The 20,606-nt window shown below is 60.7% G+C and carries 13 protein-coding genes and 2 pseudogenes; all 15 read right to left on the minus strand.

Annotated features, from left to right (window positions below):
- Positions 1 to 133: 133 nt before the first annotated feature.
- Entirely contained in the window at positions 134 to 1,600 is a 1,467-nt protein-coding gene (locus CRO75_RS11930) for an efflux transporter outer membrane subunit (RefSeq protein WP_097135483.1), read from the minus strand.
- Positions 1,597 to 4,704, minus strand: a complete 3,108-nt coding sequence (locus CRO75_RS11935; RefSeq protein WP_097135485.1) for an efflux RND transporter permease subunit — start codon at positions 4,702 to 4,704, stop codon at positions 1,597 to 1,599. Before CRO75_RS11935 ends, CRO75_RS11930 begins: the two co-directional genes overlap by 4 nt.
- On the minus strand, positions 4,701 to 7,805 hold the full coding sequence (locus CRO75_RS11940) for an MdtB/MuxB family multidrug efflux RND transporter permease subunit (protein ID WP_097135486.1): 3,105 nt from the start codon (positions 7,803 to 7,805) through the stop codon (positions 4,701 to 4,703). Before CRO75_RS11940 ends, CRO75_RS11935 begins: the two co-directional genes overlap by 4 nt.
- Complete coding sequence (locus CRO75_RS11945; RefSeq protein ID WP_097135488.1) at positions 7,802 to 9,118, minus strand: MdtA/MuxA family multidrug efflux RND transporter periplasmic adaptor subunit; 1,317 nt, start codon at positions 9,116 to 9,118, stop codon at positions 7,802 to 7,804. Before CRO75_RS11945 ends, CRO75_RS11940 begins: the two co-directional genes overlap by 4 nt.
- A gap of 175 nt (positions 9,119 to 9,293) precedes the next feature.
- A complete protein-coding gene (gene tpx, locus CRO75_RS11950) occupies positions 9,294 to 9,794 on the minus strand; it encodes a thiol peroxidase (RefSeq protein ID WP_009043684.1) in 501 nt (166 codons plus the stop codon).
- Positions 9,795 to 10,080: 286 nt separating this feature from the next.
- Positions 10,081 to 10,427 (minus strand): annotated as a pseudogene (locus CRO75_RS11955) (polyketide cyclase).
- A gap of 371 nt (positions 10,428 to 10,798) precedes the next feature.
- On the minus strand, positions 10,799 to 11,470 hold the full coding sequence (locus CRO75_RS11960; RefSeq protein ID WP_097135490.1) for a DUF3313 domain-containing protein: 672 nt from the start codon (positions 11,468 to 11,470) through the stop codon (positions 10,799 to 10,801).
- 171 nt (positions 11,471 to 11,641) lie between these two features.
- Positions 11,642 to 12,607, minus strand: a complete 966-nt coding sequence (locus CRO75_RS11965) for a hypothetical protein (protein WP_097135492.1) — start codon at positions 12,605 to 12,607, stop codon at positions 11,642 to 11,644.
- Positions 12,608 to 12,841: 234 nt separating this feature from the next.
- Complete coding sequence (locus CRO75_RS11970; RefSeq protein ID WP_097135494.1) at positions 12,842 to 13,336, minus strand: DUF934 domain-containing protein; 495 nt, start codon at positions 13,334 to 13,336, stop codon at positions 12,842 to 12,844.
- Between the two features lie 55 nt (positions 13,337 to 13,391).
- Positions 13,392 to 14,156: pseudogene (locus CRO75_RS11975) on the minus strand (nitrite/sulfite reductase); the annotation flags it as partial.
- Positions 14,157 to 14,195: 39 nt separating this feature from the next.
- Positions 14,196 to 14,909: a restriction endonuclease gene (locus CRO75_RS11980; RefSeq protein ID WP_239990571.1), complete on the minus strand. Its 714-nt coding sequence runs from the start codon at positions 14,907 to 14,909 to the stop codon at positions 14,196 to 14,198.
- Between the two features lie 120 nt (positions 14,910 to 15,029).
- A complete protein-coding gene (locus CRO75_RS32535) occupies positions 15,030 to 16,133 on the minus strand; it encodes a fimbrial protein (protein ID WP_110402605.1) in 1,104 nt (367 codons plus the stop codon).
- A gap of 99 nt (positions 16,134 to 16,232) precedes the next feature.
- Complete coding sequence (locus CRO75_RS11990; protein WP_097135498.1) at positions 16,233 to 18,800, minus strand: fimbria/pilus outer membrane usher protein; 2,568 nt, start codon at positions 18,798 to 18,800, stop codon at positions 16,233 to 16,235.
- A 110-nt stretch (positions 18,801 to 18,910) separates the two neighbouring features.
- Positions 18,911 to 19,651 (minus strand): molecular chaperone, encoded by a 741-nt coding sequence (locus CRO75_RS11995; protein ID WP_097135500.1) that lies wholly within the window; start codon positions 19,649 to 19,651, stop codon positions 18,911 to 18,913.
- A gap of 57 nt (positions 19,652 to 19,708) precedes the next feature.
- Positions 19,709 to 20,278, minus strand: a complete 570-nt coding sequence (locus CRO75_RS12000; RefSeq protein WP_097135502.1) for a fimbrial protein — start codon at positions 20,276 to 20,278, stop codon at positions 19,709 to 19,711.
- Positions 20,279 to 20,606 lie beyond the last annotated feature (328 nt).

Below are 20,606 nucleotides of genomic sequence, written 5' to 3' on the forward strand. Positions count from 1 at the left end.
ACGTGTGAGGCCAGAGGGCGCGCGGATTCAGGGTTTGCGGTCGCTGCGCGAACCGTTCGCAGCCTCGCGGGCTCGGCAGCGGCTACAGGCTGTCCGTAGCCTGCGAAAACAGGCGGATCGCGGATTCTGTCTGTTATTCCTTACTGGCCTGCAGCTGGCCGTCCCAGCCGCCGCCGAGGGCGGCGATCAGTTGCACGCTGGTGACCAGCCGGCTTTGCAGCAGGCTCAGCACGCTGCGTTCGTTGCTCAACGCCGTGGCCTGCACCACCACCACGTCCAGGTAGGCGATCACCCCGGCCTTGTACTGGTTCTCGGTCAGGCGCAACGACTCGCGCGCCGAATCCAGGGCCTGCTGGCGCACCGCGGCCTCGTCTTCCAGGACCTTGAGCTGCACCAGGTAGTTCTCCACCTCGCGAAAGCCGTCGAGCACGGTCTGGCGGTACTTGGCCACGGTCTGGTCGTAGGCCGCCTCGGTGCGGTCGACTTCCGCCGAACGCTGGCCGCCGTCGAACAGGGTCATGGCCAGTTTCGGCCCCACCGACCAGAAGCGGTTCGGCAGGCTGATCCAGTCGGCGTAGGTACTGCTGCTGTAGCCGCCGGCCAGGCTCAGGGTCAGGTCCGGGTAATAGGCGGCCTTGGCCACGCCGATATTGGCGTTGGCGGCGATCACCGAACGCTCGGCCGAGGCGATGTCCGGGCGCCGTTCCAGCAGCTGCGACGGCACCTGGGGCAAGGCCGGGATGTCCTGGGTCTCGGCCAGGCTGAACTCGGCCGGCGGCAGGCCGATCAGCACCGCGATGGCGTTTTCCAGCTGGGCGCGCTGCCAGATCAGGTCGATCAGGTCGGCCTGGGTGGTTTTCAGCTGGGTTTGCGCCTGGGCCACCGCGTCCTTGCCGGAGACGCCGGCGCGGTACTGGTTCTCGGTCATGGTCAGCGAGCGCTGGTAGGCCGCCACCGTGGCTTCGAGCAGGCGCTTCTGCTGGTCGATGACCCGCAGTTGCAGGTAGTTCTGCACCAGCTCCGACTGCTGGCTCAGGCGCATCGCCGCGAGGTCGGCGAAGCTGGCCTCGGCGCTGGCTTCGTTGGCTTCCAGGCCGCGGCGCAGCTTGCCCCAGACATCCGCCTCCCAGCTCACCCCGAGCTGGGTGTTGTAGGTGTCGCGAATACCGCTGGAGGAACTGCTCAGGGCCGAACTGCTGCTGCCGGTGCCCTGGCTGGCGCGGGTTTTGCCGGCGCTCAGGTCCACCGTGGGGAACAGCGAGCCACGGGCGCTGCGCACCAGGGCCTGGGCCTGGCGGTACTGGGCCTCGGACTGCGCCACGCTCTGGTTGGCGCTATTGAGCTTGTCGATCAGGCCGTTGAGCTGGCGGTCGCCGTACAGCTCCCACCAGGCGCCACGGGCCAGGGAATCGCTGGGGCTGGCCTGGCGCCAGCCTGCTGCTTCCTTGTAGTGCGCGGGCTCAGCGACGGTCGGGCGCTGGTAGTCCGGGCCGATGGCGCAGGCACTGAGCAGCGCCAGGCTCAAGCTCAGGCTCAGCAGCCGCGAACCGCGGGCCAGGGCCAGGCGCTGAGGAAGGTTGCGGGGCGAACAGTCAGTCATAGCGGCGTTTCCAGAGCGGCATCGGTACGGACCCCACGCCAGTGGTTGAATTTATGGCGCAGGCGATCGAGATAGAGGTAGACCACCGGGGTGGTGTAGAGGGTCAGGATCTGGCTGAAGACCAGGCCGCCGATAATGGTCAGGCCCAGGGGCTGGCGCATTTCCGCGCCTTCGGCGCTGCCGAGCAGCAACGGCAAGGCGCCGAGGATCGCCGCCAGGGTGGTCATCAGGATCGGCCGCAGGCGCAGCAGGCAGGCGCTGCGGATCGACTCCAGCGGGCCCAGGCCCTGGTGACGCTCCAGCTGCAACGCCAGGTCGATCATCAGGATGGCGTTTTTCTTCACCACGCCGATCAGCAGGAACAAGCCCAGCAGCGAGATCAGGCTGAACTCGCCGCCCAGCACATAGATCGACAGCAAGGCGCCGACCCCGGCCGACGGCAGCGTGGAGAGAATGGTCAGCGGGTGAATGTAGCTTTCATAGAGCACGCCCAGCACCAGGTACACCGCCAGCAGCGCGCCGAGGATCATGAACGGCTGGCTCTTCTGGGTCGCGGCGAAGGCGTCGGCGGTGCCGGCCATCTTGACGATCACGTCTTCGGGCATGCCGACCTTGGCGATCGCCCGTTCGATGGCCGCCGTGCCCTGCTCCACCGTCACCCCTTCGGCCATGTCGAAGGAAATGCTTTCCGAGGCGAACTGGCCTTCGTGGCTGACCCGGTCGTCTTCCAGGCTGTTTTCGTAGTGGGCGATGGTCGACAGCGGCACCCGCGCGCCATCGGCGGTGATCACTTGCACCTGGTTGAGGGTGACCGGGTCCTGGGCGTATTTCGGGTTGACCTCCATCACCACCTGATACTGGTTGAGGCTGTCGTAGATGGTGGAAATCTGCCGCTGGCTGTAGGCGTTGTTGAGCACCGCGGTGACCATGTTCATGTCGATTCCCAGGCGCTTGGCCTGGTCGCGGTCGACCACCAGGGTCACCTGCTGGGCGCCCCGCCCTTCGCGGGCGTCGATGGCGGTCAGCTCCGGCAAGGCACGCAGCGCGGTGACCACTTTCGGGTACCACTCGCGCAACGACCCCAGGTCGCCGCTCTGGATGATGTAGGAATACTGCGAGGTGGTCTGCTCGCGGCCGCCGCCGAACTGCAGGTCCTGGTCGGCCATCAGCATCAGCTGGGCGCCGGGCACCTTGGGCATTTCCTTGCGCAGGCGCTCGATGACCTTCTGCGCGGAAATGTTGCGTTCCTTGATCGGCTTGAGGCGCACCAGCATAAAGGCGTTGTTGGTGCCGTTATTGCCACCGATGAAACCAGCCACGCTCTCCACCGCCGGGTCCTTGAGCACTTCGCGGCGGAAGATCTCCATCTTCGGCTGCATCACGGTGAACGACAGGCCGTCGTCGCCCCGCACGAAACCGATCAACTGGCCGGTGTCCTGCTGCGGCATGAAAGTCTTGGGCACCACCACGTACAGCGCGATATTGACGCCGATGGTCACGAACAGGCTGAGCAGGGTCAGGCGCTTGTGGCGCAGCACCCAGTCCAGGCTGCTGGCGTATCTGGCCACCATCCAGTCGTTGGCGTGCTGGCTCCAGCGCTGCAGGCCGTTCTCCCGGCCCGGCACATGGGGCTTGAGCCAGCGGGCGCAGAGCATCGGGGTCAGGGTCAGGGACACCACCAGGGACACGACTATGGCCGCCGCCAGGGTGATGGAAAACTCGCGGAACAGGCTTTCGATGATCCCGCCCATGAACAGGATCGACAGGAATACCGCCACCAGCGAGACGTTCATCGACAGCAGGGTGAAGCCGACTTCCTTGGCTCCCAGGTAGGCCGCTTTCATCGGTGCGATGCCTTCGTCGATGTGCCGGGAAATGTTCTCCAACACCACGATGGCGTCGTCCACCACCAGCCCGGTGGCGAGAATCAGCGCCATCAGTGACAGGTTGTTCAGGGAAAAACCGTACAGGTACATCACCGCGAAGGTGCCCACCAGCGACACCGGCACCGCCAGGGTCGGGATCAGCGAGGCGCGCAGATTGCCGAGGAACAGGTAGACCACCAGTATCACCAGGGCCACGGCGATCAGCAGGGTCATCTCGGCCTCATGCAGGGTGGCCTTGATCACCGGCGAACGGTCCATCGCCAGGTTGAGCTTGACGCTGGCCGGCAGCACCGCCTGCAACGCCGGCAGTTGCGCCTTGATCTCGTTGACCGTCTCGATGATGTTGGCCCCGGCCTGGCGGTTGATCACCAGCAGCACCGCCGCGTCGTCGTTGAAGAAACCGCTGTTGTAGCGGTCCTCGACGCCGTCGCTGACCTTGGCCACATCTTTCAGGCGCAGGGCCGCGCCGTCCTTGTAGTGGATGATCAGCGGCTCGTAGTCCTTGGCCTTCTCCAGCTGGTCGTTGGCCTGCACCTGCCACATCTGCTCGCTGTTCTCCACCGAGCCCTTGGGCCGGCGCACATTGGCCTCGGCGATGGTCTTGCGCACATCGTCGAGGGCCACGCCGTACTGGTTGAGCAACTGCGGTTCCAGCTCGATGCGCACCGCCGGCAGCGAACTGCCGCCGATCTGCACCTCGCCGACCCCGGACACCTGGGACAGGCTCTGGGACAGGATGGTCGAGGCCAGGTCGTAGAGCTGGCCCTTTTCCAGCACATCGGAGGTCAGCGACAGCACCATGATCGGCGCCTGGGACGGGTTGACCTTCTTGTAGGTGGGCATGCTGCGCATGCCGCTGGGCAGCAGGTTGCGCGAAGCGTTGATCGCCGCCTGCACTTCCCGCGCCGCGCCGTTGATGTCGCGGTCCAGGTCGAATTGCAGGATGACCCGGGTCGAACCCTGGCTGGAACGGCTGCTCATGGTGTTGACCCCGGCGATCGCGCCGAAGGAACGCTCCAGGGGCGTGGCCACGGTGGACGCCATCACCTCGGGGCTGGCCCCCGGCAGGCTGGCCTGGACCACGATCACCGGGAAGTCCATCTGCGGCAACGGCGACACCGGCAGCAGGCCGAAGCTGACACCGCCCAGGAGCATGATCGCCAGGCTCAGCAGCATGGTGGCCACCGGCCGGCGGATAAAGGGTCCGGACAGGTTCATGGCTGCTCTACCGGCTCCGCGGGCTCAGGCGCCGAGTGCCAGCGCCGGCCCAGGCGGTCGAAATACAGGTAGATCACCGGCGTGGTGAACAGCGTGAGGATCTGGCTCAGCAACAGGCCACCGACCATCACCAGGCCCAGGGGCTGGCGCAGTTCGGCGCCGGAACCGGTGGCCAGCATCAGCGGCACGGCGCCGAACAGCGCGGCCAGGGTGGTCATCAGGATCGGCCGGAAACGCAGGAGCGCCGCCTGGTAGATCGCCTGCTCCGGGGCCATGCCCTGGTTGCGTTCGGCGTCGAGGGCGAAGTCGATCATCATGATCGCGTTTTTCTTGACGATGCCGATCAGCAGGATGATGCCGATGATCGCGATCATGCCCAGGTCGTTGCCGCTGAGGATCAGCGCCAGCAAGGCGCCCACCGCCGCCGACGGCAGCGTGGAGAGGATGGTGATCGGGTGGATGTAGCTCTCGTAGAGCACCCCGAGCACGATGTACATGGTCACCACCGCCGCCAGGATCAGCAGCAAGGTGCTCGACAGCGAGGCCTGGAACGCCTGGGCCGCGCCCTGGAACTGGGTCTGCACGCCCACCGGCATGCCGATGTCCTGCTGCACCTGTTCGATGATGTCCACCGCCTGCCCCAGGGCCACGCCGGGCGCCAGGTTGAACGACATCATCACCGCCGGGAACTGGCCGATATGGGCGATGGCCAGTTGCGCCTGGCGCTCCTCGACCCGGGCCAGGCTCGACAGCCGCACCTGGCCGCCGTCGGTGGTTTTCACATGGATCTGTTCCAGCGCCTGCGGGCCGATGGTTTCCCCGGCCTGGGCCTGCAACACCACGCGGTACTGGCTGGCCTGGGTATAGATGGTGGAAATCTGCCGCTGGCCGAAGGCGTCGTACAGCGCGTCGGTGATGTTCGACACCGAGACGCCGATGCGCGACGCGGCGTCGCGGTCGATCACCAGGTACACCTGCAAGCCCTTGTCCTGCAGGTCGCTGGCGACATCGGTAAGTTCTGGGCGGTGAGCCAAGGCCTCCACCAGGCGCCCGCTCCACAGGGCCAACAGGTCGGCATCCGGCGACGACATACTGAACTGGTACTGGGTGCGACTGACCCGGTCCTCGATGGTCAGGTCCTGCACCGGTTGCATGAACAGGCGGATGCCCACCAACCGGTCGACCTGGGGCTGGATGCGCGCGATCACCTCGGCGGCGCTGAGGTCGCGTTCGCGGTGCGGCTTGAGGTTGATCAGCAGCCGGCCGCTGTTGAGGGTGGCGTTGTCGCCGTCGATCCCGATATAGGACGACAGGCTTTGCACCGCCGGGTCGGCCAGGATGATTTTCGCCAGGTCCTGCTGGCGCTGGCTCATGGCGGCGAAGGACACCGACTGCGGCGCTTCGGAAATGCCTTGGATCACCCCGGTGTCCTGCACCGGGAAGAAGCCCTTGGGCACCACCATATAAAGGAACACGGTCAGCGCCAGGGTGCCGACGGCCACCAGCAGGGTCAGCGGCTGGTGCTTGAGCACCCACTGCAAGCGGCGCCCATAGCTGGCGATCAGCCAGTCGATCCAGGCGCCACTGGCGCGGTAGAACCGCCCCTGCTCTTCTGCCTTGGGCTCACGCTTGAGCAGGCGCGCGCACATCATCGGCGTCAGGGTCAGGGACACCACCAGGGAAATCAGGATCGCCACCGCCAAAGTGATGGCGAACTCGCGGAACAGCCGCCCGACCACGTCGGCCATGAACAGCAGCGGGATCAATACGGCGATCAGCGACAGGGTCAGCGACACCAGGGTGAAGCCGATCTGCCTGGCGCCCTTGAGCGCGGCCTGCATCGGGCTGTCGCCCTCCTCGATGAAGCGCGAGATGTTCTCCAGCATCACGATGGCATCGTCGACCACGAAGCCAGTGGCAATGGTCAGGGCCATCAGGGTCAGGTTGTTGACCGAGAAGCCCGCCAGGTACATCACGCCGAAGGTGCCGATCAGCGACAGCGGCACGGCGATCGACGGGATCACCGTGGCGCTGGCCCGGCGCAGGAACAGAAAGGTCACCATCACCACCAGGGCGATGGCGATCAGCAATTCGTGCTGCACGTCGGTGACCGAGGCGCGAATGGTCTGGGTGCGGTCGGTGAGCACGGTGACGTCAAGGCCGGCCGGCAGGTTGTCGGTGATGCTCGGCAGCAGCGCCTTGATCCGGTCCACCACCTCGATCACGTTGGCCCCGGGCTGGCGCTGGATATTCAGCAGCACCGCCTGGTTCTCATTGGCCCAGGCCGCCAGGCGTTCGTTCTCGGCGCCGCCGACGATCTGCGCGACGTCTTTCAGACGCAGCGGCGCGCCATTCTTATAGGCCAGGATCAGCTCGGCGTAGTCCTTGGGCGAGGTCAGCTGGTCGTTGGCGTCGAGCATCGACACCCGGGTCGGGCCGTCGAAGTTGCCCTTGGGCTGGTTGACGTTGGAAGCGCCGATCAGGGTGCGCACGTCCGACAGGTTGAGGCCGTTGGCCGCCAGGGCCTCGGGGTTGACCTTGATCCGCACCGCCTGGCGCTGGCCGCCGGCGATGCTGACCATGCCGACACCGCTGATCTGCGCGATCTTCTGCGCCATGCGGGTGTCGACCAGGTCGTTGAGCTTGGGCAGCAGCATGGTCTTGGAGGTGATGGCCAGGGTCAGCACCGGGGTGTCCGCCGGGTTGACCTTGTTGTACACCGGCGGCGCCGGCAGATCGCTGGGCAGCAGGTTGGTCGCGGCATTGATCGCCGCCTGCACCTGCTGCTCGGCGACATCCATATTGATGTCGAGGTTGAAGCGCAGGGTCAGCACCGAGGCGCCGCCGGAGCTGGTGGAGGCCATCTGGGTCAGGCCGGGCATCTGTCCGAACTGGCGCTCCAGGGGCGCGGTGACCGCGCTGGTCATCACGTCGGGGCTGGCGCCGGGGTACAGGGTCATCACCCGGATGGTCGGGTAATCGACCTGGGGCAACGCCGAGACCGGCAACAGGCGATAGGCGATCAGGCCGGCCAGGACAATGGCCAGCATGCTCAGGGTGGTGGCTACCGGGCGGAGGATGAACAGCCGCGAGATATTCATGCGCCGACCTTGCCCGCCGGCGCCTCGGTGGCCGGCGTGGTCGCCGAACTGGCCGGCTGGCCCTGCAGGTGCTGGGTCGGGGTGGCCGGCACTTCTTCGGGGGTGTTGACCACTTCCACTTCGCTGCCGTCCTTGAGGCGGTCGGTGCCTTCCAGCACCACGCGGTCGCCGGCTTCCAGGCCGGCCTTGATCACGGTGGAATCACCGTTGCTGTCGCCGACCTGCAACTGGCGGATCTTGACCTTGTTGGCGCCATCCAGGGCATAGACGAAGGTGCCGTTGGTGCCGAACTGGATCGCCGCCGACGGCGCCAGCACCACGTTTTTCAGGGTGTCGGCAAGCACGCGCACGTTGACGAACTGGTTGGGGAACAGCACCTGGTCGCGGTTCTCGTAGCGCGCCTTGAACTTCAGGGTGCCGGTGGTGGTGTCGATCTGGTTGTCGAGGCTTTGCAGCACGCCGCTGGCCTGCAGCGTCTGGTCGCCGCGGTCCCAGGCTTCCACCGGCAGCCTGGCGCCGCTGCGATAACGCTCCAGCACCCTGCTCAGGTTGTTCTCCGGCAGGGTGAAGGCCACGCTGATCGGCTGGGTCTGGGTGATGATCGCCAGCGCGGTGGTGTCGTTGGCCGCCACCAGGTTGCCGACGTCCAGCTGGCGCAGGCCGACGCGGCCGGTGATCGGCGCGCGGATCTTGGTGAATTCGAGGTTGAGCTTGGCGTCGTTGACCGCCGCCTGGTTGGTCTTGACCGTGCCCTGGTACTGGCCGACCAGCGCCGCGGCGGTGTCCAGGGTCTGCTTGGCGATACTGTCCTGGGCATACAGGCCGCGATAACGCTCGTAGTCGACCTGGGCGTTCTTCAGTTGCGCCTGGTTCTGCAACAGCGTGCCTTCGGCCTGGAGCAAGGCGTTCTGGTAAGGCCGCGGGTCGATTTCCGCCAGCAGGTCGCCGGCCTTGACCATCTGCCCTTCCTCGAAGGCCACCTTGACCAGCTCACCGGCCACCCGGCTGCGCACATTGATGGTGTTCAGCGCGGTGACGGTGCCCAGCGCCTTGTAATACAGCGCGAAGTCCCCGCGCGTGGCCGGCGCCACCCGCACCGGGATCGGCCCGCTCGCGCCGCCAAACCCCGGCCGCATAGACCCGCTGCGACCGGTGTGTCCGGCCGCGGCCTTTTGCCCGGCGGCATCCTTTGGGGCGGTCGAGGCCGGCCAGAACTTCCAGCACAGGCCGACGATGGCCAACAGGACAAGCAGGCCGAGCAGCCAGCGACGGGAGTTGCGGGAAACGGAGGATTGCATGGAGTGATCAACCATTGGGCGCGAGGGGATCTTTTTCAGAAGGCTGAAAGATAAGCACTGGCCGGTGTTTAGCAAAGCGCCTTTACCGGCAATTTACCTTGGGCTTACGTTTGCAAGTGTCTGCTAAGCCACTGAAGCACAAATAAAAACGGCCTGGACAGGGCCAGGCCGTGAATAATTGTAAAACCTGTTACTTCAGAACGGCCAAGGCCGCGTCGTAGTTCGGTTCTTCAGCGATTTCCTTGACCAGCTCGCTGTGCAGCACGGTGTCATTCTCGTCCAGCACCACCACCGCACGGGCGGTCAGGCCAGCCAGTGGGCCGTCGGCAATGGCCACGCCGTAGTTCTCGATGAACTCGCGGCCACGCAGGGTCGACAGGTTCTGCACGTTGTCCAGGCCTTCGGCGCCGCAGAAACGGGCCTGGGCGAACGGCAGGTCAGCCGAGATGCACAGCACCACGGTGTTGTTCAGGCCGCTGGCCTGGGCGTTGAACTTGCGCACGGAGGTGGCGCAGGTCGGGGTGTCGACGCTCGGGAAGATGTTCAGCACTTTGCGCTTGCCGGCAAAGCTGCTCAGGGTGATGTCGGCCAGACCGGCGCCCACCAGGGAGAACGCGGGCGCCTTGGCGCCGGTTTGTGGCAGTTGGCCGTTGACTTGAACCGGGTTGCCTTTAAGGGTGACTTGAGCCATGAACGGAGTCCTTTTAAACGATGGTCATTGAACAGCTGTAAAGAAAATCGAGAGGCCGGAAGTTAAACATGAAATGGCCCGGCCACCTATGCCCGGGATACAAATTGTAGAACAAGCCCCGAGAGCGGAGCGCAACGCTGGAGGCCATCGAAATACCGGCGGAACGCGAAAACACTGTAGCCGCTGCCGCAGGCTGCGATAAGGCCGCAGGCCTTCGGCGATATCGATATCCCGCGCCCGCGTTGCGGTCGATCGCAGCCTGCGGCAGCGGCTACAGAGGCCTGCTTCAACCTGGCAAGCGCAACAGAGTGCGATGCCGGAACCCGAAAATGCGCGCCATGCAGGCATTGACCAGCAACCATTCCACAGGTGCGCCGCCCAGCGCCCGATAGGTCACCCGGTCGGTATTTACGTATAACCACCGTCCATGTCGCCGGTATGACACCCCACAGCCAGTGGCGAAAGCTGAACTCGCGCCCGGCGCTGATCCGCAGGTCATTGATATCCATGCCCCGCAAAGGGGGTGATGCGTTCGGGAAAGATCTTCGGGAAGTTGGCGCCTTCAAGACAGAAATCCAGCACCTGGGCCGGGCTGCGGCCGGCAATGAAAGTCGTGCGTTCGAGCATAGGAATGCTGGAAAAACCTCATGAAAGCCTCAACAAAACCTCACCCAATACATCATAAATATTATGTATATATATGTTTTTATTGAATTTATTTTATTTAATAGTTCACATTAACTTAACCACTACAAAAGCATGGAAATAATCACAATCCACGTGAATAAGAAGGCACTGCCTGAAGCTTCGCCGCCACTCGATCCTGGAGCAGGCCGCCCTGCCGCGGACGTGAAAACCTGTCACGGACAGCAGGCCTTGCGCCCTCGCCTCGCCAGAGAAACCTGTGTTCTTGATTGACTGCCGGAACTGCTCGGTGAAGGGGGGTCAGGTATTCGCCCTGACCCCGACGCAGTGGGCAAAAAGCTTGGGGAGAACCCCCGGCCCTACTGTTTTTTCAGTTTCTGGAAGGACTGATGCAGGTCGGCGGCCCAGCCGTCGATGACGTTTTTCACGTCCGCAGGCTGCATGACCTGGGTGTCGTTCTGCAGCGGCTTGCCGCTGCCCTTGCGTACCACCTGGGCGATCACCTTGTTGTTGCCGCCGTCGATGAACTGCGCCTCGGTACCCAGGGTGGTCTCCTGGTCCCGGATGCCGCTGGCCGTGCTCACCGCCGCCGCCACCAGGGCAATGGGAATAATTTCGTAGGGTTTCAGGCCTTCGGTCTTGCTGCTCACGGCCGTGATCGCCGCGCGCACCACAATCACTCCCGGCCCCGGCGCGGTGGCCAGGGGCAAGTCCTGGCCGATCTCGCGTTTGAGCGCCTCATCGTAATAGCGGTTGATACCGTACAAGGTGTTCTGCGGGATCTTCACCGTCGGCTGCGGCTTGGGGTAGAACTGGGTGGGCTCGATATAGACGCTGCGGTACTGCTTCAGGTCCAGCTTGGGATCGATCCAGCGCATCACCTCGACGCCAGACGGCGACTTGGCTTCCTTGAGCTGGCTGTAGTCGCCGAGAAAACCGGAGTACTCGTCGGGTTGGGTGACGTTGCTGGAACAGCCCACCAACCCTAGGGAGGCCAAGCACAGCGTGCTCATCATTGATGCGAGCTTCATGGGGTAACTCCTGTCAGAAATCCGGAAACGCCACTGGTTTGAGGAAGTGTAGGTATAGCCAATAGCGGGCATATCAGCACAGCAAAAGCGGATTAATCGCCAAAGCAGGCCAGAGAATTCTTAGCAGATCGGAAAGATACAGGTGCAGCGTCAACGCTGCACCTCTCCCCATTACCAGGTGGTTCCGCGCCTTGCCGCCGCCTCGCGCAAGGCGTTGATGCGCATGGCCTTGAGCAGGGAAAAGGTCCCGGCCAGGATGATCACGGCGCCAAATACGAAGTCGATGCCGTACAACTGGTAGTCCTGCAACGGCCCGACCAGGAACACCCGCACCGCCGCCACGCCCAGCAAGGTGGCAAGAAAGTCGATGGTCGGCTCGTCGCGATACAGCACCATCAACAGCGGCAGGCACAGCACCAGCAACAACAGCAGCACGATGATCTTGAACGAGCCTTTGCGCTCGATGCTGAAGGCGCACTCGCTGGCGCCGTAGGCGGGATAGTCGCCGGGCTGGACCAGGCTGTTCTGCTCGGCGATGTAGTCCGCCGGGTTGTACAGGCGGGTCGGGGTAAAGGTATTGGACAGGTTCAACTGCGTGGTGATGCGCTTGAACGGCAGGTCGACCTGCTCGTTGCCCTTGAGGATGTACAGCACCGGCTTGTAGCCGTAACGGTAGACCTCGAAGGGAAACCGGCTGGACTCGCCGTTGACCCGGATCGAGCGGTTTTCCAGGTCGGCGTAGGCATTCTTGTGCGGCGAACTGAAGTTGCGGTTCAAGGGCTTGACCTTGACCTCTTCGAAGAACAACGGCGGCATGCTGTAGGTGGACTGCAAGGGTTCCAGGCGCAGTTTCAGCGGGTAGCGGCCCAGCTCGTAGCGGTTGTAGGTGCGCTCGGAAACATTGACCTCCCCCGAGACCTTGAACTCACCCTGGGTGCTGTTGGTGACCCTGAGCAGCAGGTAGTCGCGCTTGAAGGAGTGCGGCGAATCCGCGGCGGGGCCGCACCAGCCGTAACTGTCGAGGGTGTCGCCGAGGCGCCCGCTGCGGGCATCCTGGTACACATAGAAATAGCCGACCCACAGGGTCAGGAGCAGCAACAACGAAAACAACCCGAGTATCTTTTTAGCAACGCTCACAGCCGCGACTCTCTTCCATGGATGGCCCATGCCAGGCACGCCGGCGACTGATCGCCGGACGCCGATCCCTGGCTCCTTCATAAGAGGTGCGACTCTACCAAAGCGCCATCATCGACCCAAGGACAAATGCCCCTGGCGGCCAGACAATGGCCGTTGCCTGCCCTGTTCCCGGGCGACTGAGCATCGATCGAAGCGCCGGCCCGGGCAGGCGCTGCTCTTCAGCGGCGGCGGATCTCAGCGGCGCCGAAACAGCGGCCGCGGCTCGATCGCCGAGCGCCCGTAGAGCACGCTCATGCCCGCCAGCCCCTTGAGGGCGTCGTCGGCGCATTTGTCTTCGCGGATGGCAAAGCTGTCAAAACCGCATTGGCGCATATGGCTGAGCTGGTCGCGCAGCACATCGCCCACCGCCCGCAATTCGCCCATCCAGCCCAGCCGGGTGCGCAGCAGGTAGGCCTGACTGTAGGCCCGGCCGTCACGGAAGCTGGGGAAGTCCAGGGCGATCAGCGGGATCAGCTTGAGCCAGGGCCGCAGGCTCTCCACCTCGTCGTCCGGGCCGAGCCAGACCCCGTCCCGCGCCGGCACATGCTCGATACGGCGGATCAGCCAGCGGGCCAGCGGCAGAATCAACGGACCCTGGGGCAGCGGGCCGTCCACCTCGCGCACCAGGTTCCAGGGATCGTCCTCGACCCGCCCGGCCTGGCCATCTTGCAAGCGCAACAGATTGTTCATGGTTTTAGTCTCTCGCTCATGGCTGTGCTTTCCGTTGCACGGTCGCGCTGCGGGCTCATGGCTGCGCCTCCAGCACTTTCGGGTAGACCCGCTCCTTGAACGGCTCCAGGCCGATGCGCTGCACGGTATCGACGAACAGTTCTTCGCTCTCCCGGTAACGCACGAAGGTGGCGACGATGCGTTCGATCACCCCCGGCACCTGCTCGGCGCTGAACGACGGGCCGATGACCTTGCCCAGCGCGCTGTGCTTGCCCTGGGCGCCGCCGAGGGTGATCTGGTACCACTCGCTGCCGTTCTTATCGACGCCGAGGATGCCGATATTGCCGATGTGGTGATGGCCGCAGGCGTTCATGCAGCCGGAGATGTTCAGGCTGATGTCGCCCAGGTCATGCAGGTAATCGAGATTGTCGAAACGCGCCTGGATCGCCTGGGCGATGGGGATCGACTTGGCGTTGGCCAGGGCGCAGAAGTCGCCGCCGGGACAGGCGATGATGTCGGTCAGCAGGCCGACGTTGGCGCAGCCCAGGCCCTGTTCGCCGGCCAGCCGCCACAGTTCATGCAGCGCGGCCTTGGGCACGTCCGGCAGGACAATGTTCTGTTCGTGGGCGATGCGGATTTCACCGAAACCGAAGGCCTCGGACCAGTCGGCCACCGCCTCCATCTGCGCCGCCGTCACGTCTCCGGGCGGTGAGGCGCTGCCGGGCTTGGTCGACAGCACCACGCTGGCGTAGCCCGGCACCTTGTGCGGCTGCACGTTGTGCGCCACCCAGCGTTCGAAGGCCGGCTCCTCGGCCAGGCGGCTGCCGTAGTCGATATCGGTGGCCGGCTGGCGCTCGTAGAGCGATCGCCCCGCCCAGGCTCACCCCTCCAGTGGGCGGGTACCGCGACACGCCGGGAAGTTGAGACAGCCCAGGAAAACACTCTGGGCGATTCCCTGATTTATGGCCCGAGCATACCGTGCGGTCATTGCACCCCCACACCGCGGGCATTCCTGCCCATGCGTATCGATTGGTGACAGCGCGTTCCCGTTGAGCTCGTGGTTCCCCGCGGGTGCTTCAACGCCCCTGACTGAATCATCGGTCGGTACCGAGCTGGTCACAGACGGGTACTGGATCTTCGTGTTTGGAGCCTTGAACCACTCAACGAGGCGGCTCCCGTCCACCAGGTGCACGCTGGTACCCATGGCAAATTTCCAAGCATCTTTGGTGAAGACCCCGGAGGTCACCACGAATCCGCCGGCAGCACCCCGCGCGGACATGACGCCGTAAAGCTCACGCACGACCTGCACACTCACCTTTTCTGCTTTCCATTGTTTACATTGGACCAGGAACAACTCACCTCCCCGGCGCAGCTCCAGGTCAATGCCGCCGTCCGGTCCTTTTACCGTTTCCGCCACCGCATAACCCTGCTTGCGGAAGGCCTCGCCGACCATTTGTTCGAACTGGTCCCAGTTCAGGTTGCGGATGGCAAAACCCGGTTGGTCGGAGTTGGAAATGCTCCTGAATTTACGCGCCCGGATCTTTCGCTGAGTCCAGCCCAAAATGCCGCCGATCAAGAAAATCGGCGGAATCACAAACTGGCCAATGAAAGCGAACAGTCGAAGAAGTTGATACGCGATTGCTTCGGCGAGCTCGGTTCCAGGTGCGACCCCATCGACGGTAGATCGGCACCACCCTAGTAGCGCAGCAACGCACTAGATCGAACTCAATATGACCGTCAGCAGACTGTCTATCCTTCCGGTTTTTATCGTCCCACCTGTGGCCTTCAGTCTTGCCTTGAATCTGTGATCGATGGTATCGCCGCTGATTGTAAAAGCCCCGGTTCTCATTTGGTAATCTCTATTGAGTGGGACCAAGTTTCCATTTCCATCGCTGACCTCAATGGCCACGCCCTCCGCACAAGTCCCACAGGCTGAATTACCGAGCGTGCCATCCGGTAAGATCATCGCGGAGCTGAATTTCATTTTCACCAGATTATTGAAAAGCTCGGCAGCCATCTGATCACCACAATCTCTAAGCCCAATATTAAATAATTTCTCATTGCTGCCTAAGTCACCCACCGAAACCACTTGAAAATCAACTGTCCTGGAAGCTTCCGCAAACATACAACGGGATACCAACAACCTGTCACTGGGATTGAATGTGTAATTCCCCCAACTCTGTCCATTAGTTGAAGCCGGCAGATAAGAGTTAACAACCGTCGCTGAAGGCATGCGTAAATTATGCAAGCCAGGCGATAACGTTGTGATGTCTTTAGTCCTTACGAATTCCACGGCAGGGCTTACCGAGAAATTATAGTTAACACCTGCCCGAGGATTCGAAATGTATAAGACATCTCCCCAGAACGAACATTCAATCGCTTCACCACCAATGTCTCTGAAACGAATTCCCACGCCATCCAGTGGTGTCTGACATACGTCATTTCCGAGCTCCGCTTGGCTATTTGGAACCATTTGAATGACGAACGAAAATGAGGAGTCAGTATTGCAGGTCACACTTGAATCGATTCTCCCGGTTCCAAGAATGCCACCTACCGGCACATCATAGTAAGGTCTCAGAGAGCCCACAGTAATAGGCGCCGTGTGGGTGCCCTGAATGCCGGAAGGTGAGTTTCCACAAATATTACTTGCCTGTGCCAATCCAGAGAACAACATACTAACCACGATGAACCCAAAGGTCTTCCAGCGCTTTTGGAGTAGCCGAACTTCAAAATCGGGTTGTTCATTGTTCGCGGCCTTTCTGATCGTTTTATTGCGCGGGTCAAGCGCCCGACTTATGAGCTTTATTGAACTAGTCATATTAGATATAAACCTGTGTTCATCAGAGAGTTTATGCAACACGCATCAGCAAAAAATGCTGTGATAATTTTTCACGGACAGCACTGATTCTGTGCCCGACTATCGACATACTAATTTGATGGTTTCATAACCTGCTGAGTACTCTGTTTCCGGCAAGGAATAAGATGCATGGCATATCGACCTTCCCGACTTTACTGTCAAAGTACCCTGTGCCTCTTCAACCAGGATCAAGGCTCGTCCGGTTGGATCGGTGATAGCCAGATGCTCGCCTTGCGCTGTGTCCACTTTGGCACCAAATGGCATCTTGCTGCCATCGGCTCGAACCAGTTCAACTTGCACGCGGCGACCATTTTTGACAGCAAATCGTGCGACAGTAATCGAACCACGCCGCGGAATGACTTTCTGTGTGGGGTTGTCAATTTCAGTATTCGAACTCAGGCTTCGCGTGTCGAGCGTGATCCAATTGGCGCGATAGGGCTGGACCGCTGGTAGCACTGCGTAGCCATTGGCGCCCGTTGTTATGCCGGTGTAATTGGTGACGCGGGTGCCAGGCGAATCTGGCACATCAACGAGGCTAAAGCTCTCACCCAATGTTTGACCCAGGTTAATCCCGCCAGCATGGGCCACGATTGAACCTGCAGCACCAACATTCGCTGCCTTGAAGCTGTTGCCTTGGGTGTAACCGACATTCACTCGAGCCACTGGTGTGACCCCGCTGAGAGTGGCTGAGCCGGTGGAACCGGTGATGTCGTCGTGACCCGCCTGTACCGAGTAATAAGTATCATCGCGCCCCACCAGATTGCCATTAATCCCGCTTTGCAGGCTTTGGTTGCCGTCAGTGGAGCTGAAGCTGGAAATACTGCGAGGCGAACGCGAACCAGAGCCAAGTGGAAAGCTCAAACTCAGGATCACACGGCTTTGATCCTCACTGTCCATCTTTTTGGGGTTGCTGACATGGGTGGCCCCTATGTTGTAGCTGACGGAACGCCAGCTGTTGTCATAGCCAATCTGGTATTGCTGCGACCTTCCCGACATGTTCCAGTAACGCATTTCACTGGTATTGAGATACAGCGAGCCATTTTTTCTATTGCCTAAACTTTGACTGAGGGTCAGGTCAAAACGCGATCGGGTCTGCCCCCGCGATATACTTTTCCAGCTGTCACGGTTATCGGCCACATGATCGTTGAGGGTGCGATAACCATCGGTGGAATAGCGATAGCTCGCCAGGCTGAAGGTGGTATCCGTTGCACTCAGGGTTTTGGCGTACAGAAGGCGCAAGCTCTGACCGGTATTGAGGGTTTTGGGATCCCTGCCGGTACTGGTTTTACCATGCGTCTCGCTGCTTGATTGCGTGACATCGGCGGACAGCGCGCCTAGAAAGGTGTTTTGACTCACCCCCAGATTGACTGCATGGAACTGCGGTGCCCACTGCAGTCCGCTCAACAGCGTCGTATCATCCGTCAAGCCGTAGGCCAGACCTCCGACAGCAACAAAAGGTGATACGTCATGTTCATAGTTGCTGTCGTACTGGCCCGCAGCCACGTTATAGCGAACCTTCCCCCGGCGAACCATTTGTGGAAGTGAGGCGAAGGTCTGGGTGAACTCTCTACGGCGTCCATCGGATTCGATCACCGTGACATGCAAGTCGCCGTTGGAACCATTGGGATAAACATCGTCGATAAAGAACGGTCCTGGTGCCACGTTGGTGGACGAGAGCAGGTAGCCGTTCTGTCTTACTTCCACCGTGGCGTTGGTTTCAGCATCACCCCGAATAGTCGGGGCATAACCGCGCTGGCTATCTGGCAACATTGAGTCATCGGAGGCCAATGTACCCCCCTTGAGCCGTACACTGTCAAAGGTCTGAGAGCTGCTGTAGGTGGTACCCAGTGCAAGTTGACTCTTTAGCGAGGTGATATCGCGCTCTGCAAAGGTTCGATCACTTTTCCACTGACCACTGTTATTGGTTCCAGTGGTGAACGCCGACTCATTGCGCAGACGCCACGCTCCAAGGTTGATCCCATTGCGCACACCCAAATAGTAACTCTCGGAGTTGTCATCCTGTTGATGATTGCTACGTCCTGTGAAGTTGTAATCCACAAACCCTGCGGTGACGCCTTTATCCCACAATTGCGGATCGACATAACCCCGAGCACTGCGTGACATTGAGGCCTGAGGCACGCTGATAATGAGCTGCATGCGACTTGGGTCATACTCGACGCTGCTCTGTTCGATCAGGCCCGGTAACTTGTAGCAAGTGTCTGGAGTTGTATCGCCAATCCTTCCGGCCTGGCGCAGAGCTTTGAGATCCACCCCGATAGACTCGAGTATTTCGAGAGTCAAGCAAGCCTCAACCTTGCCATTCACTGCGTTTTTTCGAAAGGACACCTCCCTGCGCCCACTCAAATTACGGTTGACCAAAAGGTCTACACGATAGACACCTGAGGCGACGAGGCTGCCTTGCAGAAAGTCATTCAGGTCTACATCAACACCACCATTCTGCAAAAACCGCGTATTGAACTTCGGCGCTGCGGCCTGTGGACCACCATCACTTTGTTGTGCGCACACCAGCGCGGGCAATGCCAAGATAGTGCCCAGACACAGCTGTCTCAGGCCATGACCACCAGTAGCACATGGAATTAACTTGAAAGAGAGTTTGGACTGGGTCATAGGGAAACTCACAGGCTGACGCAAGCAATGAACAATTCATCGACCACGCAGCGACCCGGCAAAGCACTTGAGCCTCACCACGTCAAAATGGGTAAAAGAAGTTTTTTGTTCTAGTGTTCGGCGCGTATGGCCTGCACCGGTTGCAAAGCGTCCAACACCACGCGATAGTGATCCAGCCCGCCAAAATCATTGATTGATCTGAAACTCAACGTCAGTGGGCTGCTGTCAGTAACAGGATTCATCTCGATTCGAGCCATTTCACCTGGGGCGATCATCCGGCTACTGGAAGCGTTGCTGGCATAGTTGGATCCAACGACATCTAACTCCGCAATAGATACGTGATACGGGCTAGGGTTTTCCACCTGCAGCACACTGTTCTTTCCTTCAGCGAGCATTTGCCACTTCAGTTTGCTGCTGGCATCGGCGGCTTCACCTACTAGTTGTGCCGGCCGATAAAAAAGTTTTATACGTTGGCGTACAGCTAGTTGCAGGGTGTTGGCATTGGCGGAAGTCTTGGGAATTTCTTGTACGTTGAGCCAGAATACCGACTCCCTGTCAGAAGGAACTCCCTTGCCCTGAAACAGGATGCGCAATAGTTGCCGACCGTTGCCATCCATCCGCGCAAGCGGTGGAGTAACTGCAAACGGGACAATCTGCTCAGAACCTTCCTCAACTTCCAGCCAAGACTGCAGCAGTATCTCCTGAGCGCCTTGGTTGCGTACAGAAACACTTGCTTCTTTGTCGTTGGCCTCAAATATAACTCGTGTACTACTCAGTGATATGCCGGCATTAGCGCTAGTAACACTAAACACAACCAAAGCAGTCACTGCATATAGAGATCGTAGCAACATACAAAATAATCCATTAAGAATTAGAGGTGAGAATTATTTCTCACCTCGTGTTGCGACTTACTCGTAAGTTAACGTAAACGGCATGGTCGCGTTGGCAATTCCCACTTGTGCAGGCGCCCCTGCGCTTATGTAAGCGGCACGCATGTTTAGTGTGGCGCTCGCGGTGTCACCATTGACTTGTAACGCGGCATTGATAGTTTCACCGGCCCCCAGGTTCACAATGGCATTGCTTTCGTCGATCAAGGCGATGCCAACACCTGAAGCACCACCGGGAGTCAGGGCCAACAGGCGATTGTCATCAGGGTTCAAGCCGGAGCCGGAGCGTGGCGCAAAATTCATCTTTACCGTGCGAAGCCCCGCCATTCCGGATGCGCAGTTGATATCCAGCTCGATAGAAGTTTGTGCACCATAATCACCGGGAGCACCGGTACCCAAATCAGCGATAGAAACGCTGCCCATGTTTACCTCGATGTCCCCCGGGGATCCATTGCCAGACACAATACAACTTGCAGCAACGAGTTCCCCTCTGAAAACAATATTAGTGGCGGCTTGAACTAAGGGGGCTACGACGCTAGTGGCAAGGATGCCCGTTGCCAAAACAAGCCTTTTCCTGACGCTTAACTTCATTATGTATTACCTTTATTGTCGTGAGTTGCGAAAGGTCAGTGTTTTGCAAAATGTAAGGAGCCATATTTCATTATGAGTTGACCCACTTGCTGCAGGCATGACCAACAGAAACATATGCGACGATTCTTACATCGAAAAAAAATGAACGGGAGTAGTTATTTCTGTGTTGATGCGAGAATCTTCTGAAGGCGGTACACGTATACAAGGGACGTCCTGAAAAAGACTTCCTGATTTGGCAAAATCCACGGACACCCGTCACCGAGTTTTCCGATGAAGCAGATGACCTTTGCCGACGCCGAGTACGCCGGCAAGCGCAAACAAACTCGCA

The sequence above is a fragment of the Pseudomonas sp. LAMO17WK12:I10 genome (assembly GCF_900215185.1).
GTDB classification, from domain to species: domain Bacteria; phylum Pseudomonadota; class Gammaproteobacteria; order Pseudomonadales; family Pseudomonadaceae; genus Aquipseudomonas; species Aquipseudomonas chlororaphis.